Here is a 15,674-nt window from a genome sequence, read left to right as displayed (position 1 = left end):
CTAGACGCGCAGCACGGAACCCAAGGCGGACAACGGGATATGCGCCTGCACGGTGCCGCCGTCCATGAACCACTGCGGCAGACCGGTGGCGAAGTTGATCGGTTCGTCGTGGCCGACGGGATAGTCCGGCATGTACAGGATCAACTCGTCGGGGGTGATCGCCCAGGCCTTGTACGCCCCGGAGTAGACCTTGTCCGGCGTCCACCGGTCGACGACAAACGGGTAGGTGCCCGGGTCGTGCGGCGGCGGTGCCTGGTTGAGTGCCGTCTCGATAAACGGTTGCGCCAGTGGGGGAATGGCGGTCAGCGGGTTTGACGTCGTCAGGTCCGCGAGTTGTACCCTTCGGCCGCTTGCCATGTCGAAGGTGAAGGTCCGGTAGGCGTTGTTGGGCTTGGGCCCGTCGGCGTGATAGTCCTCGTGGAACACCGCGCTGAGCAGGCTGGCATGCCGGAACACCTCGAAGTTCTCCTCGCCGTAACTGTCGGCGGCCATGCTGGAGTTGGCATTTCGCCAGTTGTTGACCAGCGTGCGCAGGTAGTCGCGGATCACCGGTCCGGTGGTCGGGTTGTCGACCAGGTCGTCGGGCACGGCGACCTTGATGTCGCGGACGGCGTTGCGTTCCGACGTCACCGAGGTGTGGCAGTACTGGCCGTCCCAGTCGCCGCCCAGCTCGCCGCAGAACGACGGTGCCGACGCGTGGGCCTTGCCGCTGCCGGGAATGGTTGCGGCCGTGAGCAATACCAGCGCCGCAAGGATCCGGGGGATCACAGCAGCTGCACTTTGCTTGCGCGCCAACGACCGTCGACCTTTTCCATGGTCATCTTGATCCGGCTGCGGTCGATGCGCGGGTCGGGCGCGGCGGTGTTGGTGACGGTCTGGTCGATGAACAGCAGCACCACGACCTTGCCGGTGGAGGCGGACTGAATGGCAGAATCCACCACCACGCCGTGGGCGGTGGCCTTGTTGTCGATCAGCAATTGCCGAAGCTTGACACTGGACTGGGTGTACATGTCCTTGAACTCCCCGGTCGCACCGTCGAGCACCTGCTTGAAGTTCTCGTCGACCTTGTTGGAATCGATGCTGGTGAGCACCTGCGCGTAGGCGATGGCGGCCTGCTGGGCCTGTTCACCGGCCGCCTTCACCTGATGCTCCTGCCATTGCCGCCAGCCCAGGAAGCCCGAAACGGCAAGGGAGGCAACGAGTAACAACGGCAGCACGCTGCGACGCAGGTAGCGCCGCCAGGGCCGCTTGCGGCGCTCGCGCCCCCGACGCTTGCCGGTGAGCAGTTCGCCCCCGTCTTCGGCTTCGTCTAGGGCTTCGCCTTCGGCTTCGTCTTCGGCTTCGTCGGTTTCGGCCTCGTCGGCCTGCTCGGCGATCGCGTTCTCGACGTCGTCGCCCGCGGCGTCGTCGGCCGGCTCGGTCTCGGCGGCCGTGTCGGGCTTCGGGTTCTTCTCGGTGGTCACGATCACGATCATCTCCTAGGGATCGGCTCGGCTGGTTTCCGGCTCAGTGCGGCGGTTCGATCGGCAGCTGCGGGCCGCCGTAAGGGGTGGGGATGGTGTAGCGGCCCCGGGGTGTGGGATCGGTTCGCCGGCCCAGGTCTGCCCCCGGCGGCGGGCCGGCGGTGTCGTCGCCGCCCGGTCGCGGCGCGTTCTTGGCGCCCCGGATGGACACCGCGGGATCGTCGTCCCGGCAGTAGGTGTACATGAACGGCTCGTAGTAGTCGGCGGCGGAGGAGGCGTGCGCCGGTGTGCCGTAGTCGCACACATAGCGGGGGTAGAGGTCGGCCGTCGCCCACACGCCGTGGTCGTGAAAGACGCTCGTCACCGCGTCCAGCACCGAGCCGCGGTAATCCGGGAACAGCGCGTTGAGCGCCGGGACGCGCAGATAGAGAAGCTGCGACATGGTGGCCATGCTGCCCAGCAACTGCACCATGGTGTCGGAGTTGTCAGCGAACAGATTGTCGACGGCCGAAAGTGTTTGCGGCGTCTGCGAAGTCAACCGGCGGTAGCCGGCCTGCATCCGGGCGACACCCGTCAGCGTGTGGTTGAGTTCGGTTGCGGCGGCGCCTAATCCGTTGTTCTTGTCGCTGGCCAGATTCAGCACGACGCGGCTGGTCTTGATGATGCTGGTGGTTTCGGGCAGCACCGAGTCGAGCGTGGAGAGCAGGAACAGACCGCCGTCGACGATCGCCGTCAACTTCGCCGGGCCCTCCTTGCTCAGGCTCAGCTCCTTTTTGATCAGCTCGATCTTGCGCGGATCCACCTGGGCCAGCAATCCGTCGGCGTCACCGAGCAATTGGGCCAGGCTGACCGGGACGGTGGTGCGCTCGGAGGTGATGAAGCTGCCGTCGTGCAGATAGGGCCCGGCGTCGGAGGCGGCCTCGAAATTGATGAATTGCTCGCCGGCCGGCGACAGCGCCGACACGTGCGCGACGCTGTTGGCCGGGATGCGCACCTTCGACGTGATGGCGGCGACGGCGTTGACGCCGTTGTCGGTGATCTGCAGCGACTCGATTCGTCCGATCCGCACCCCGCGCAGCGCCACATCCTGATTCGGCAGCAACCCACCGGATTCCGGCAACTGCACGGTGACGCGGTAGGACGACGCGAACGGCGTCACCCGCAATGCGCCGATCAACAGATAGGCGGTCGCGACGACGAGGATCAGCACCAACCCCGCCACGGACAGCCAGACCTGCTGTCGATGACCCGTGCGCACCGCACGGACAACGAGATTGGCGAAGCCGGCGACGGCGCGGATCATGGCGGCGATCCCGGCTGCGGCGGGGGAGGTCCGGGGGCGACGTCGATCTGGCCGGGGATGGTGGGATCCGGCACGACGGGAACCTGCGGCGAGTTGGGCCCGCGGCCGACCACGCGCTCCTGCAGCCGCCACAGCGTGTACTTGAGGGTGCCGACCAGCAGGTTGACGTTGTAGTGGTGCGGCCCGTGCAGCCCGATGTCGCCGGGGAAGCCGATGTCGGGGAGCGATCCCAGCATGATCTTGTCCACGCTGACGTTCACCGAAATCGAGTTTCCCGCCGTCGATTTGACCAACGCCGGGATCAGCCGGTTGATCGATTGCCAGCTGGTGTCCGGGCTCACCGCGACGTCGTTGGCGGCCCCGGCGATCGTGTTCAGGTCGCGGATCATGCTGCGCCCGCTGGTGTCGGTCCCGCCCAGCGCGGGGAAGCGGGCCAGCAGCCGCGAGGTGTCGCCCACCTGCTGGGCGACCTCGGACAGCTCGGTGGTGTTGTCGGCCAGGGCCGAGGTGGCGGGACCGGCGGCCGTCATCAGATCGGTGATGGTGTGGTTCTTGGCGTCGAGTTGGTCGGCGAGAGTGGACAATTGCGTCAACGCGGCCGAGATCTGGTCGGACCGGGCATCCAGCGTCCCGAGCAGCTCGTTGGACTTGCGGATCAGGTCCCCGAAGGCCTGGCCCTGGTCGCCGGTCGCCTTGCCGAAGCCGTTGATGATGTTGGTGAAATTGCGCACCGCGCCGCCGTTCACCAGCACCGCCGCCGAGCTGAGCACCGACTCGACCGTCGCGGCCGCCGCGGTGGAGTCCAGGCCGATGGTGTCGCCGTTCTTCAGCAGGGGCGCGTCGTGATCGCCCGGCGGGGGTTTCAGCGCGACGAACACGTCGCCCAGCGGTGTGGCGGTGCGCAATTCGGCCGTGCTGCCCCGGGGCAGTTGCACTCCGTCGCGGATGCGCAGCCGGGTGAGCGCGGTGTAGTTGCGGGCCACCATCGATTCGAGCTGCCCGACGTCCGCGCCGGCGAGTTTGACCTTGGCGTTCATCGGCAGGTTGAGCGCGTTGGAGAACACCGCGTTCAGCGAATAACCCCCCGATCCCAGCCCCGGGGCCGGAAGTGGCAGGCTGGCAAGGCCATTCGTGGCGCAGCCCGCGGTGGCCATCGTCACAGCCGTCGTCACAGCCATCGCCGCGGCCAGCGCCGTGAGCCTTCCCCGCGCGCCCGTCGCCGTCATTTCTGTCCCATGGCGGCCAGGCCGTCGAGCACATAGGTCAGCCCGAAGTCCGGGCCGAAGTCCTGGATCGTGCCGGTGCTGCAGCCGAGTTGTCGCAGGCCCATCAGGTTGCAGATCTCTTTGGTGTACTGGCTGTCGAACAGCAACCGGTCGGTGAGGAAGCGGGCGCGGACGCTGCCGTTCGCCCGGTCGATCATGTTGTAGGCGTTGTCGGCCACCAGGGGGGCCAGGTCCAGCAGCTCGGCCAGGTCGCGCCGCTGGTCGGTCACGGTCTTCAGCGTGTCGTTGCCGCTGAGCACGGCGTGCTTGATGTTGTCGCGGTTGGCGCCGAGCAGGTCGCCGGCCCGCTGGATCAGCTGGTCGAGTTTGTGTCCGGTGTTGCCGCTGCCGAGGTCCTCGTCGGCCATGATCTGGCTGACTTGGTGGATGGTGGAGGCGAATTCGCGCAGTTTGGTGTCGTTGCTGGCCACGGCGTCGAACAGGGTGCTGAGGTTCTTGACGATCGTGGTGATCTGTTCGCGGGTGGCCGCGCCGCCGTCACTGGACAGCCGCAACGCCTTGGACAGCTCACCGAGGGCCGCCTTGATCTTTTCGCCGTTGCCGTTGACCACCTCGGCACCGCCGCCCAGCACGTCGGCGATCGGGCCGCCGCCGTGGCCGTCGCCCTCCAGCGACTTGGTCACCTTGTCCAAAACATTGAGGACACTGCTGAATTCGACGGGCGTCTTGGTCCGCGGCAACCCGATGGTGTCGTGGTTACCCAGGACGGGGCCGCCGCGGTAGGGCGGCGTGAGTTCGATCTGCCGGTCGGTGAGGATGGAGGTCGACACGGTGACGGCCTGCGCGTTGGCGGGAACCTTGACGCCGCGGTCGACGGTGAACTCGACCTCGACGTAGCCGCCCCTGGGGTTGATCTTGGTGATCTTGCCCACCGGCATGCCCAGCACCGCCACCACATTGCCCTCGTAAAGCCCTGAGGCGCTGTCGAATTGGGCGGTCACCGTGATCGTGTCGTCGTCGGGGCGCAGCAGCCACCATCCGATGCCGACGGCGGCGGCGACCACAGCCACGCCGGCCACCACGGCCAGTGCCTTCGTGCCGAGCCGCGTCACTTGCAGTCCTTGAAGTACTGGATCATGCCGAACTGCTTGGCACGCCCGCTGATCGCGCACATCCACGAGTCGATCAGCGGGACGTTGGGCGCGTTGAAATTGATCGCGTTGCCGTCACCGGTGAGGTTGGCCGCCTCGCGGAAGAAGATCGGGCTGACCTGCAGCAGGCTGTGCAGCAGGTCGTCGTGCGCGGACACCAGGCCGGTGAAATCGCGGATGTCTTTGAGCAGCGCGTCCACCCCCGACCGGTCGTTGACCGCCACCCGACTGAGGGTGTCGACCAGGCTGGACAGGGATCGCATCATGGCGTGGAAGACCGCGCGTCGTGCCACGAATTGGCCCAGCAGGTCCTCGCCCTGGTCGACGAGCGCGCCGATGCCGGCCTGCTGGCGGCGCAGCGTGTTGGTCACCTGTTCGGTGCTGCGCAGCAGCTGCCCGAGTTGATCGCGCCGGGTCGCGATGATCGACGACAGCGTGTCGATGTTCGTGATCGCCTGCGGCACAACCGCCGGCAGGCCCTCGAGTTGCTTGCCCAGCACCGCCAGCGACTGGGCGAACCGGTCGGAGTCGACCTGCTCGAAGGTGGTGGTGGCGTCCTGCAATGCGGCCTGCAGGTCGTAGGGGACCTCGGTGTGCGCCAGGTCGAAGGTGTTGCCGGGCAGGCGCGCCGGGCCATTGGGTTCCAGCGCCAGGTAGCGCGAACCCAGGATGGTGGTGACCCGGATCTGGGCCCGGGAATCCTTACCGAAGCTGATGTTGTCGCGCACCTTCAGACCCGCCTCGACGTGGTCGCCGACGAGCTTCATGCTGGTGACCGTGCCCACCGGGATGCCCGCCACCACGATCGGGTTGCCGGCGCGCAGCGACGCCGCTTGCGCAAACTCGGCCGTGTAGTGCCGGTATCCGGCGCCGAGCGCGTGCACCACCAGCATGACCGCGATCACCGCCGCGACCACCGCGACGGCGACGAACCCGAGCCAGGTCTTGTTGTAGCTCTCCAGCGGGCGCTTCGTCAGTGCCGAAAGCCGTTGCCGCACAGACCTGTCGACCATCGATCCTGCCGTGGTCCCGGCCATCAACTCAACCATCGACGGTGCTCCTGCATCTCGGGGTGTGCCAGGCCCGGTTGCCGGGTGTGGCGGCGTTGACGATGATCGGCACGACGTCGTTGAGCCCCGGAAAAAATCCCATGAAGTTCACGTCGCACACGTAGGCGTTGCCGTAGGCGCCCTGATTGCCCACCCGGGTGAGCCCCTTCAACAGCAGCGGGATGTTGTCGCCGAAGAAGGCGACCTGCGGTTCGACGTCCATGATGTGTTTGGTGACGCCCGGTTGGCGGTCGATGAACTCACGCAGCGCCGGGTACACGTCGGCGGCCGAGGCCGACAGCCGATCACTCAGCCGGGCCAGCGACCCCACCGAGGCCACCAGGTCTGGGCGTCGCCGGTCGAGTTCCCCGACCACGCTGCGGGTCTGGGTGATGACCCCGTCGAGGTTGTCGTTCTGCGCCGCCAGGTTGCCCACCACCTTGTTCAGGTTGGTGATCACGTTGCCGAGCGCCTGGTCGCGGCCCGCGAAAGTCTGTGTGAGCGTGGAAGTCTGGCCGACCAGGGTGGCCAGCGACGACGTGTCGCCCTGCAGCGAGGCGATGATGCCCTTGGTCAGGTTGTCGGCGTCGTGCGGGTTGAGCAGGCTGAACAACGGTTCGTAGCCGTTGAGCAGCGTGGTGACGTCGAACGAGGGTTCGGTGCGTTCCAGCGGAATGGTGCTGCCCGGCGGAAGCTGCGCTGGATTGCCCTCCTTGCCCAACGACAGGCCGAGATAGCGCTGGCCGACGATGTTCTGGTAGGTGACCGACGCCAGGGTGTTTCCATACAGCCGCTGTTCGGACTGCACCACGAAGGAGACCTTCGCCAATTTCCCGTCCAATTGGATCTTTTCGACCCGGCCCACCCGCACCCCGGCCATCCGGACGTCGTCACCTTCGCGCAGCCCGTACACATCGCTGAACACCGCCGAATACCGGGCCGTGTCGCCGGCCACGTCGCGGCGCAGGCTCACATACACCAGCCAGGTCAGCGTCAGCGAGACGATCATGAACAGCGTCAGCGCGATGAGCGGGCCGCGAAACCTCATTTGCCCTCCCCGGGTCGAGGCGCGGGCGACGGCCCGCGCGGATGCGCCAGCGACACCGTCGTTCCGCGGGCGACCGGGCCCAGCAGCAACTCGGTGGCCTCCGACGCGGGTCCACCGGTGATCACGCCCAGCATGGTTCGTTCGTATTGGCTCCCAACGGGACCCACGTTGCCGCCGAACGACGGCCGGAACGAGGACTGGGGAATCCACGGGGCCTTGGGCGCCACCGGCGCGACCCACGGTTGCTGCGGTTGCGGTGTCGCCGGCGCCCCCGGTGACGGGTTGTCCGGATTGGCGCTCCCGGGCACCGGCGGCGACGGGGTGATCCCCGGGGCCAGTGGGGGATTGGGATCGGTCAAATTCGGGGTGGGGTTGATCAGCGGCGGGCCCACCGCGACGAGGTTCCCGTCCGGGCCGATCACCGTGCCCGGCGGCGGCGCCAGATCCTTGGGCGGCTGATAGTTCTGTGGCAGCAGAACGTCGGGCAGGTCGGGCCGCACCGGAATCAGCGGGGCGGTGAAGCAGCTGGGCCCCTTCAGCTCTCCGTAATGCGGGCAGTCGGCGCGGGTGTAGGTGGAGCTGGGGGTGAAGGTCAGCATCGCGCGCATGTTGCCCAGGTTGGTCTGCGGGTTCCAGACCTGCTCCATGAACTGGTTGGCCAGGTTGTCCAGTTTGGTGACCGCGGGCACGAAGTTGTTCGACTTCTGCGCCAGCACACCGAGCACCGGTGTGAAATCTGCGGTGATCCTGACCAATTGGTCGATGTGGTTGTCGAAGGACTGACGCGTCGTCCCCACCGTGTAGTCGGCGCCCGACAGCAGCGACGCCAGCTGGCCGCGCGTCTCGGCGAAGGTCCGCATCGGCTCGACGGCCTGGTGCAACGCGTCCAACAGATCCGGCGCCGTCTGCGCCAGGCCCCGCGTCGCATCCAACAGGGCCGACACCGTGGATGGGCCGGTGTCGGTGCTGACAATCGAATTGAGTTGATCGAGAAGGCGATTCAGTTGCGCCCCGGCGTTGAGCAGGCTGACCCGCCGATGATCGGTAGCCGCCCCCAGGGCGGCCAGAATTCCCACCGACCTGTCATCGCGGCCGCGCCCCGCGGCGGCGAGCAGATCGCGCAGCTTGCTGACCGTCGTCTGGAACAACACGGTCGGCAGCCGCTTGTCCTCCGGAATATGGGCGCCGTCACGGATTTTCGAGCCGGGCCCGTTACCCACCAGTTGCACCGACGACACGGCGAACACGTTGCTGGGCACTACTCGTGCGGTCACACTGGCCGGAATCGACTTGGCGTAGTCCTCTTTCAGGTTGATGTGGACATAGTTGGGTTTGCCGTGGGCCGCGGGGACGACGTCGTCGACCATGCCGACCAGCACGCCGTGGTATTTGACGTCCGACTTCTGCGGCAGGCCGTCGCCCACGTTGACCAGGTCGGCCACCACCCGCACGTAATCGTCCAGCCTGCCAGTCGATTTCACCAACATCACGGTGGTGAGCAGGGCGCTGACCACCAGCACCGCGATGCCGATGCCGAACAGCTGCCGGTCCGAGGGGCCGCGTCCGTCCAGCTCAAAGGAATTGGGCATCGTCCACCGACCTCGCCACCGGCCTACCCGCCGAACCTTGCGCCGGAATCGACGCCCCACAGCGCCATGGTGAGCAGCATGTTCACGATGATCACCACCGTGATGCTGGCCCGCATGCCGTGCCCCGCGGCCACCCCGACGCCCTCGGGCCCGCCGCTCGCGTAATACCCGTAGTAGCACTGGATCGTGGAGGCGATCCACACGAAGACGACCGCCTTGAACAGCGAGTAGACGATGTCCTGGCCAGCCAGCATCAGGGTGAAGTAGTGCAGGTAGGACCCGGTCGAGCCGCCACTGCCGATGCTCACCACGATCTGGGTGCTCAGGTAACCAATCGCCAGGCATGCCGCGTACAGCGGGACGATCGCCACCACCGACGCGATCAGCCGGGTGGTCACCAAGTAGGGGATCGGGCGAATGGCAATCGATTCCATCGCGTCGATCTCCTCGGCGATGCGCATGGATCCCAGCTGGGCGGTGAAGCGGCAGCCGCCCTGCATCGCGAAGGCCAGCGACGCCATCAGCGGGGCCAGCTCGCGGGTGTTGACCAACGAGGAGACGAATCCGGTGGCCGGCCCCAGGCCGAGCAGGTCCAGGAAGTTGTAGCCCTCGATGCCGACCAGTGCGCCGACCGTCATCCCCAGCACCACAGCCACGCCCGCGGTGCCGCCGCCCACCACGATCGACCCGTTGCCCCAGGTGATGTTCGACAGCAGCCGCAGGAACTCGCCGCTGTACTGGCGCAGGGCCAGCGGGACGGCCACCAGCGCCCGGACGAAGAAGACCAGCAGATGGCCGAGCCGGATGACCGGGACCTTGCCCCTGCGGTAGAGCCGCGCCAGCGGCACCGAGATCGGCGCGAAGGGTTGGTATGCCGAGGCCGTCACGTCACAGCCCCGTCCTGGGCGACAACATGATGTAGAGCTGGCTGATCGCGACATTGACGATCATCAACAGCAGAATCGCCTCCACCACAGCGGCGTTCACCGAATTGGCCACGCCGGTCGGTCCGCCCTTGGTGGACAAGCCTTTCTGGCTCGACACGATCGCCACGATGGCGCCGAACACGATCGCCTTGAGCAGCGCCAGGATCATGTCACCGGTCGTCGCGAACGACGCAAAGGTGGACACGAAACTGCCCGGCGCCCCGTTCTGGAAGTACACATTGAACATGTAGCTGGCGAAGAATCCGGCGAAACACACGACGCCGGTGAGGGCCACGCCGATCATCACCGCCGCGGCGAAGCGGGGCACCACCAGGCGACGGACCACCGAGACGCCCATCACCTCCATCGCGTCGGTCTCTTCGCGCATGGTTCGCGAACCCAGGTCGGCGGTGATCGCCGACCCGACCGCCGACGCCATCAGCACCGCGGCGACCAGCGACGCGCCCTGCCGGATCACGGCGAGCCCGCTGGCCGCGCCGGCCAGCGAGGTGGCGCCCACCTGCCCGGCCAGCAACGCGAACTGGATGGACAGGGTGACGCTGATCGGCAGCGAGACCAGGATGGTGGGCAACACGGCGGTGCCGGCCATGAACGCGCCCTGGCGGACGAATTCCTGCCATTGGAATCGCCCGGTGATCAGGTCGTAGAAGAAGTACTGGATGGTGCGCACCCCCAGCACGAACTGCTCGCCGACCGTCGTCAGTGAGGCCACCGGGTGACGTTTGACGTAGCCGACCGACCAGTTCCGGATGGCAGCAACGCCGTCGACGCCGTCGAGTGGCGTGGTCAAGGTCGCGGTCATCGCGGCGTGACCAGCGGTCCGTTCAGCAAACCCATGGCACAGGTCATTGCGTACCAGCTACCGCGTTCATCGGCCCTCTTCCCACCCCTGAATCCTGAGTGCCGCGCGAACGTCGTTGGGCGCCATTGACTCTAACTTTATTAAAATAGTGTCAACAGGCCCCACAAGTCCGCAGTTCATTGGCGTGTGCTGCATCACATTAGCCTACGTGAGAGGGGCTTTCAATAGTGTAGAGTCACTCATCTCAGTTCGTCGCTGGACGGCGCCGTGGGGTTTGAATGTCGGATTGACGAAGGTGATGGCATGCCCTCAGCAAATAGCAGCTCGTTGCGGGACCGGCGCCGGGCCGAGCTGCTCTCGCAGATCCAGCAGACCGCCCACCAGCTTTTCGCCGAGCGCGGCTTCGAGGCGGTGACCACCGAGGACATCGCCGCGGCCGCCGGGATCTCGATCAGCACCTATTTCCGGTACGCGCCCACCAAGGAGGGTCTGCTGGTCGATCCCGCCCGGGAGGTGGCGGCCACAATCGTGGGCGCGTACCGCACCAGGCCGGCGCACGAGTCGGCGGTCGAAGCGTTGATCCAACTGTTCGTCACGCATGCCAAGGAGGTCGGCGCGGCGGGCGACTTCGATACTTGGCGGCACGCCGTCGCGACCGCGCCCCACCTGCTGCGTAAGTCCGTGCTGATGAGCGAAACCGATCACAGCAACCTGATCCAACAGGTCGCGCAGCGAATGAATGTCACTGCGGCGCTTGACATTCGGCCCGCCCTGCTGGTGCACACGAGTTTGGCCACCGTCCAATTCGTCCTCGACGGATGGCTGAGCTCGGACAGCGACGAGAGCCGGCCCTTTCACGAGCAATTGGAAGAAGCGCTGCGTATCACGCTCGCCGGATTCGACCGGCCCAGCGACGCCACGCCCGGCCGGGGCTAAACCGCCGTGACTTTGCCGGCCGGCGCGTGAAACAATCGCTGGCCGTGAAGACCTTCGAGGATCTGTTCGCCGAGCTGGGCGAGCGTGCCCGTACCCGGCCCGCCGGCAGCGCGACGGTCGCCGCGCTGGACGGCGGCGTGCACGGGCTGGGCAAAAAGATCCTGGAGGAGGCCGGTGAGGTGTGGCTGGCCGCCGAGCACGAATCCGACGACGCGCTGGCCGGGGAGATCAGCCAATTGCTGTACTGGACGCAGGTGCTGATGATCGCGCGCGGGCTGTCCCTCGACGACGTGTACCGGAAGCTGTGACGATGCTGCGCGTCGCGGTTCCCAACAAGGGCACGCTGAGCGAGCCGGCCACCGAGATCCTCGCGGAGGCCGGCTATCGGCGCCGCACCGATTCCAAGGACCTGACCGTCATTGATCCGGTCAACCAGGTCGAGTTCTTCTTCCTGCGGCCCAAAGACATTGCAATCTACGTGGGTTCGGGCGAGTTGGACTTCGGCATCACCGGACGGGACCTGGTGGGTGATTCCGACGCCCCGGTGCGGGAACGCCTGGCGCTGGGATTCGGGTCGTCGAGCTTTCGCTACGCCGGGCCGGCCGGGCGGGACTGGAAGATCGCCGATCTGGCCGGCAAGCGGATCGCCACCGCATATCCCAACCTGGTCCGAAAAGACTTGGCAGAGCGCGGTATTGAGGCCACCGTCATCAGACTCGACGGCGCGGTGGAGATTTCGGTGCAGCTCGGTGTGGCCGACGCCATCGCCGACGTGGTCGGGTCGGGGCGCACCCTGAGCTTGCACAACCTGGTGGCCTTCGGTGAGCCGCTGTGCGATTCCGAAGCGGTGCTCATCGAGAGCGACCGGGGTGGCCAGGACGACACACAGGCCGCACGCGATCAGTTGGTGGCGCGGATCCAGGGTGTGGTGTTCGGGCAGCAATACCTGATGCTCGATTACGACTGCCCCCGGGCGGTGCTGGACAAAGCCACGGCGATCACGCCGGGGCTGGAGTCGCCCACCATCGCGCCGCTGGCCGACGCGGACTGGGTCGCCATCCGGGCGCTGGTGCCGCGCCGCGGCGTCAACGAGATCATGGACGAACTGGCCGCCATCGGCGCCAAGGCGATCCTGGCGTCCGACATCAGGTTTTGCCGGTTCTGATCGCACTCCGTACCGGCCGGGTGCGGGCCGCGTGGGCATCGTGCCGCCCGGGTCGCTGTGTTAGCGTCCGGCTCAGGGGATTGCCCGGGTTGGCGAATGGGCCGTCCCCGCACCGGCCGCCGGTTGTTCACCCTCGGAGGAGGATCCCCGTGACACACGCGCTTATCGTATTGCGCTTTGCTGATCGGTGTCGTCGCCGGATTGCGGTCGCTGACGGCGCCGGCCGTGGTGGCCTGGGCCGCCTTCATCGGTTGGGTCGATCTGCACGGCACCTGGGCGTCCTGGATGGCCAACATCATCACGGTGATCGTCTTCACCGTGCTTGCCGTCGGTGAACTGGTGAACGACAAGCTGCCCAAGACCCCGGCCCGCACGGCGGCGCCGATCTTCGCGGCCCGGATCGTGCTCGGCGGGCTGGCCGGGGCGGCGCTGGGCGCCTGGCCGCATTGGACCTTCACCGCGCTCGGGGCCGGTGTTATCGGCGCGGTGCTCGGCACCCTGGGCGGCTACCACGCCCGTCGGCGGCTGGTCGCCGCGACCGGCGGCAAGGACCTGCCGATCGCGCTGCTCGAAGACGTGGTGGCGATCGCGGGCGGGTTCGCCATTCTCGCGGCGACCGGGCACGTGCTGACTGATTATCTGCTGACGGCCGTTAAGTGACAGCCCCTAAGTGACAGCCCCTAAGTGACAGTCGTTAAGTGACAGTCGTTAAGTGACAAAGCATTTCGACGCGATCATCGTCGGCGCCGGCCAGGCCGGCCCGCCGCTGGCCGGGCGGTTGACCGCGGCCGGGCAGCGCGTCGCCATCATCGAACGCAAACTGATCGGCGGCACCTGCGTCAACACCGGGTGCATTCCCACCAAGACGCTGGTCGCCTCGGCGCATGCGGCCCACCTGGCCCGTCGCGGCGCGGACTACGGCGTCGGGACCGGGGCGATCAGCGTGGACATGGCGAAAGTCAAGGCACGCAAAGACGAGATCATGCTGGGCGACCGCAAGGGCGTCGAAGACTGGTTGGCGGGCATGGCCGGCTGCACCGTGGTCCGCGGCCACGCCCGCTTCCGGGATCCGCACACCCTGCAGGTCGGCGAGGACCTGCTGCGGGCCGAGCGCATCTTCCTCAACGTCGGCGGCCGCGCGGTGGTGCCCGACATCCCCGGCCTGGCCGAGGTCGACTTCCTCACCAACGTGTCGATCCTCGAACTCGACACGCTGCCAACACATCTCGTCATCGTCGGCGGAAGCTACATCGCGCTGGAGTTCGCCCAGATGTACCGGCGCTTCGGGGCCGCGGTGACCATGGTGGAGCGCGGCCCGCGGCTGGCCTCCCGCGAAGACGAGGACGTGTCGGCCGCGGTGCAGGAAATCCTGCGGGCCGAAGGCATCGACATCGTCGTCAACGCCGACGACGTGCGAATAGCCAAGACCGGCAACGGTTTCGAACTGACCCCGCGTGACGGCGCCCCGCCCATCCGGGGCAGCCACCTGCTGCTGGCGGTGGGCCGGCGACCCAACACCGACGACCTGGACCTGGCGGCGGCCGGCGTGCGGACCGACGCCCGCGGCTACATCCTCGTCGACGACCAGCTGAAGACCAACGTCGAACACATCTGGGCGATGGGCGACTGCAACGGCAGGGGCGCGTTCACGCACACCTCCTACAACGACTTCGAGATCGTCGCCGCCAATCTGCTCGACGACGATCCGCGCCGGGTGAGCGACCGGATCACCACCTACGCGCTCTACATCGACCCGCCGCTGGGGCGCGCCGGGATGACCGTCGCGCAGGTCCGTGCGTCAGGGCGCAGGGCCCTAGTCGGGAAGCGCCCGATGACCAGGGTGGGCCGGGCGGTGGAAAAGGGTGAGACACAAGGCTTCATGAAGGTGGTGGTGGACGCCGACACCCGGGAGATCCTGGGCGCCGCCATCCTGGGCGTCGGCGGCGACGAGGCGATACACGGCATCCTGGACGTCATGTCCGCCAAGGCGCCCTACACCACGCTGTCGCGCACCATGCACATCCACCCCACCGTCAGCGAACTGATCCCGACGATGCTGCAGGAAATGTCGCCGCTGGCCTAGCCGGCCAGGTCGACGGGGTCGGACAGAGTCGAATTGTCTTGCGCGCCAAGCGTATCCGGCCAGCCAGGGTAGGGCGGCGGGGTTCCGCCGAACAGCGGGCAGAGCTGCTGATGCGGACACCAGTCGCACAGCCGTGACTGGGTGGGACGGAAATCGCCTGTCCGACCGGCGGATTGGATGGCCCGCCAGATCGCCATCAGGGTCTTCTCGAAGCGCAGCAGCTCGTCGTACTCGGGTGAGTAGTCCAGCACCTGACCGTCGGCCAGATAGATGAGCCGCAGCCGGGTGGGCGGCACACCGCGCGAACGCAACAGGGCCACCGCGTAGAACTTCATCTGGAACATGGCCTTGAACTCGGCCAGGGCTCGTGCAGCCGGCGGCGCCTTGCCGGTTTTGTAGTCGACCACCCGCAGCTCGCCGGTGGCGGCGACATCGATGCGATCGATGAATCCGCGCAGCAGCGTTCCGTCGGCGAGTTCGACCTCCACCCGCTCCTCGCAGCACTGCGGGTCGAAACGGGTGGGATCTTCCAGCCGGTAATAACCGGCGAGCAGCGCCTGCGCCTCGGCCAGCAATTGGCCGTGCTGGGTGGGATCCAGGTCCGCCGTCAGCTCCGGCGTCGCGGCGAGCAGCTGTTCCCAGGCGGGGCCCACCAGCGCCAGGGCCGTCTCGGGGCCGCGCTGGGCGGCCGGCAGCTCGTACAGCTGCTGCAGGGCGGCATGCACCAGCGAGCCGCGCAGTTGGGCGGGCGACGGCGCCTCGGGCAGCCGGTCGATGGCCCGGAACCGGTACAGCAGCGGGCACTGCTTGAAGTCCGCCGCCCGGGACGGCGACAGAGCCGGGCGCGACACCTGGCCCGCCGGCCGCGCCGCCGACTGCCGTGCCTCCGGCTGGACGATCATGTTCGGCAGC

At 67.3% G+C, this 15,674-nt stretch carries 15 protein-coding genes and 1 pseudogene; 5 read left to right on the top strand and 11 right to left on the bottom strand.

All coding sequences use genetic code 11. The features are described from left to right. The 10 genes from NF20_RS07610 to NF20_RS07565 are packed head-to-tail and all read right to left on the bottom strand — an operon-like array spanning position 1 to position 10,578. Positions 1-768, bottom strand: a complete 768-nt coding sequence (locus NF20_RS07610; RefSeq protein WP_019732246.1) for a mannan-binding family protein — start codon at positions 766-768, stop codon at positions 1-3. Beyond that, positions 765-1,475: a tetratricopeptide repeat protein gene (locus tag NF20_RS07605; protein ID WP_019732247.1), complete on the bottom strand. Its 711-nt coding sequence runs from the start codon at positions 1,473-1,475 to the stop codon at positions 765-767. The genes NF20_RS07610 and NF20_RS07605 overlap by 4 nt, the downstream gene beginning before the upstream one ends. A 31-nt stretch (positions 1,476-1,506) precedes the next feature. Beyond that, positions 1,507-2,766 (bottom strand): MlaD family protein, encoded by a 1,260-nt coding sequence (locus NF20_RS07600; protein ID WP_019732248.1) that lies wholly within the window; start codon positions 2,764-2,766, stop codon positions 1,507-1,509. After that, on the bottom strand, positions 2,763-3,992 hold the full coding sequence (locus NF20_RS07595) for an MlaD family protein (protein WP_033712775.1): 1,230 nt from the start codon (positions 3,990-3,992) through the stop codon (positions 2,763-2,765). Before NF20_RS07595 ends, NF20_RS07600 begins: the two co-directional genes overlap by 4 nt. Further along, the gene (locus NF20_RS07590; protein WP_023863786.1) at positions 3,989-5,104 is read right to left on the bottom strand and encodes an MCE family protein; all 1,116 of its coding nucleotides are present in this window, start codon (positions 5,102-5,104) and stop codon (positions 3,989-3,991) included. Before NF20_RS07590 ends, NF20_RS07595 begins: the two co-directional genes overlap by 4 nt. Then, on the bottom strand, positions 5,101-6,156 hold the full coding sequence (locus tag NF20_RS07585) for an MCE family protein (RefSeq protein WP_033712774.1): 1,056 nt from the start codon (positions 6,154-6,156) through the stop codon (positions 5,101-5,103). The genes NF20_RS07590 and NF20_RS07585 overlap by 4 nt, the downstream gene beginning before the upstream one ends. A 28-nt stretch (positions 6,157-6,184) precedes the next feature. Continuing rightward, a complete protein-coding gene (locus tag NF20_RS07580) occupies positions 6,185-7,240 on the bottom strand; it encodes an MlaD family protein (protein ID WP_023899548.1) in 1,056 nt (351 codons plus the stop codon). Continuing rightward, positions 7,237-8,829 carry an MlaD family protein gene (locus tag NF20_RS07575; protein ID WP_019732252.1) on the bottom strand — a complete coding sequence of 531 codons (1,593 nt, stop codon included), beginning with the start codon at positions 8,827-8,829 and terminating at the stop codon, positions 7,237-7,239. Before NF20_RS07575 ends, NF20_RS07580 begins: the two co-directional genes overlap by 4 nt. 23 nt (positions 8,830-8,852) lie before the next feature. After that, positions 8,853-9,716 (bottom strand): ABC transporter permease, encoded by an 864-nt coding sequence (locus tag NF20_RS07570; protein WP_009976617.1) that lies wholly within the window; start codon positions 9,714-9,716, stop codon positions 8,853-8,855. A 1-nt stretch (position 9,717) separates the two neighbouring features. After that, positions 9,718-10,578 carry an MlaE family ABC transporter permease gene (locus NF20_RS07565; protein ID WP_003872176.1) on the bottom strand — a complete coding sequence of 287 codons (861 nt, stop codon included), beginning with the start codon at positions 10,576-10,578 and terminating at the stop codon, positions 9,718-9,720. Between the two features lie 303 nt (positions 10,579-10,881). Between NF20_RS07565 and NF20_RS07560 the strand changes: the two genes are divergently transcribed. From NF20_RS07560 to NF20_RS07540, 5 genes and pseudogenes are all read left to right on the top strand, one after another. Continuing rightward, on the top strand, positions 10,882-11,514 hold the full coding sequence (locus tag NF20_RS07560) for a TetR family transcriptional regulator (protein WP_019733398.1): 633 nt from the start codon (positions 10,882-10,884) through the stop codon (positions 11,512-11,514). Between the two features lie 26 nt (positions 11,515-11,540). Next, positions 11,541-11,822 carry a phosphoribosyl-ATP diphosphatase gene (locus NF20_RS07555; protein WP_003872174.1) on the top strand — a complete coding sequence of 94 codons (282 nt, stop codon included), beginning with the start codon at positions 11,541-11,543 and terminating at the stop codon, positions 11,820-11,822. Between the two features lie 2 nt (positions 11,823-11,824). Then, on the top strand, positions 11,825-12,679 hold the full coding sequence (hisG, locus tag NF20_RS07550) for an ATP phosphoribosyltransferase (RefSeq protein WP_003872173.1): 855 nt from the start codon (positions 11,825-11,827) through the stop codon (positions 12,677-12,679). 149 nt (positions 12,680-12,828) lie between these two features. After that, positions 12,829-13,339, top strand: a pseudogene (locus NF20_RS07545) (DUF4126 domain-containing protein). Positions 13,340-13,391: 52 nt separating this feature from the next. After that, positions 13,392-14,762, top strand: coding sequence for an FAD-containing oxidoreductase (locus tag NF20_RS07540; RefSeq protein ID WP_019733400.1), 1,371 nt, complete (start codon positions 13,392-13,394; stop codon positions 14,760-14,762). Here the strand turns inward: NF20_RS07540 and NF20_RS07535 are convergent. Further along, entirely contained in the window at positions 14,759-15,664 is a 906-nt protein-coding gene (locus NF20_RS07535; RefSeq protein WP_011724764.1) for a PD-(D/E)XK nuclease family protein, read from the bottom strand. The two genes, NF20_RS07540 and NF20_RS07535, sit on opposite strands and share 4 nt — an antisense overlap. Between the last annotated feature and the right edge of the window lie 10 nt (positions 15,665-15,674).

It is taken from the genome of Mycobacterium sp. MAC_080597_8934, assembly GCF_000523975.1.
Classification (GTDB): Bacteria; Actinomycetota; Actinomycetes; order Mycobacteriales; family Mycobacteriaceae; genus Mycobacterium; species Mycobacterium avium.
The sequence above is the reverse complement of the archived record's forward strand: the minus strand, read 5'-3'. Positions and strand labels throughout refer to the sequence as shown.